Annotated in this window: 2 protein-coding genes; one reads left to right on the top strand and one right to left on the bottom strand. The window is 40.3% G+C overall.

Going from position 1 to position 870, the window contains the following annotated elements; genetic code table 11:
- The coding region (locus tag B5G00_RS18495; protein WP_140403190.1) for a transposase at positions 1-225 on the top strand (225 nt) is incomplete at its 5' end.
- Between the two features lie 319 nt (positions 226-544).
- Here B5G00_RS18495 and B5G00_RS18500 read toward each other — a convergent pair.
- A partial coding sequence (locus B5G00_RS18500) for a transposase (RefSeq protein WP_206423815.1) occupies positions 545-870 on the bottom strand: 326 nt, incomplete at its 5' end.

Here is an 870-nt window from a genome sequence, read left to right on the forward strand (position 1 = left end):
CGCAGAATTATGTATACAACAAATATCATAGAAGGACTGAACCGTCAATACAGGAAAGTTACAAAAACAAAGAGTGTGTTTCCAAGTGATACCGCTCTTGAAAAGATGCTGTTTCTTGCAAGTAGAAATGTAACAAAGAAGTGGACTCAGCGTTATCGGAACTGGGATCAGGTGTTGAACCAACTGATCATTTTATACGATGAAAGACTGACAGCATACCTGTAAACAGAAAACAGGAGTGGATGTAAACACATCCAGCTCCTGTCTTCACCTTATCCCTTCGGCATTTATAGTATTCCCAGAAAATCCCAGCTTATTCCCGAGGCCGGGTGTGGGCAGAGCCCACGAAAAGGGATTGCTGATGCCGTTATTTGTGCTGCAAAAAATCATAAAATTCATGTATAACCTGAGTCGAATGGGCAATACTATTATCAGATAAATAATTCGACAGCAAAAAACCAGAAATTTGGACAATACAATTATACATATCTGGTTCTTATCAAAGAAGATTTTCCCTATAGACACAGAAAATTTTACGCCCTCTTTAGCATCTTTGTGGCATCCGAAGCTGAGGCTTTCCAAGTTTTCCACCGCAGATTTTACACACGCAGACGTTTATGCCATAGAGATGTTTCAGTATTTCAGGCATACCCTTATCGTGCAGTTTTGAAATATATTTTCTGCATCCGAGAAGATTCCGGCATAAAGTAAGCTTTTTACTTTTGCTGCGGGAACATAGAAGTCCGTAATCCCGAATTCGTACAAAACGCTTTGGGGGGACATGCATCAAAAAACGTCGTATGAATTCGATACCGGAAAGGGTCAGTTCTTTCCACTGCCCTTTGTTCCGGTAATCTTTCACAGAAAAAG

The organism is Blautia sp. An46, assembly GCF_002161645.1.
GTDB classification, from domain to species: Bacteria; Bacillota; Clostridia; order Lachnospirales; family Lachnospiraceae; genus Blautia; species Blautia ornithocaccae.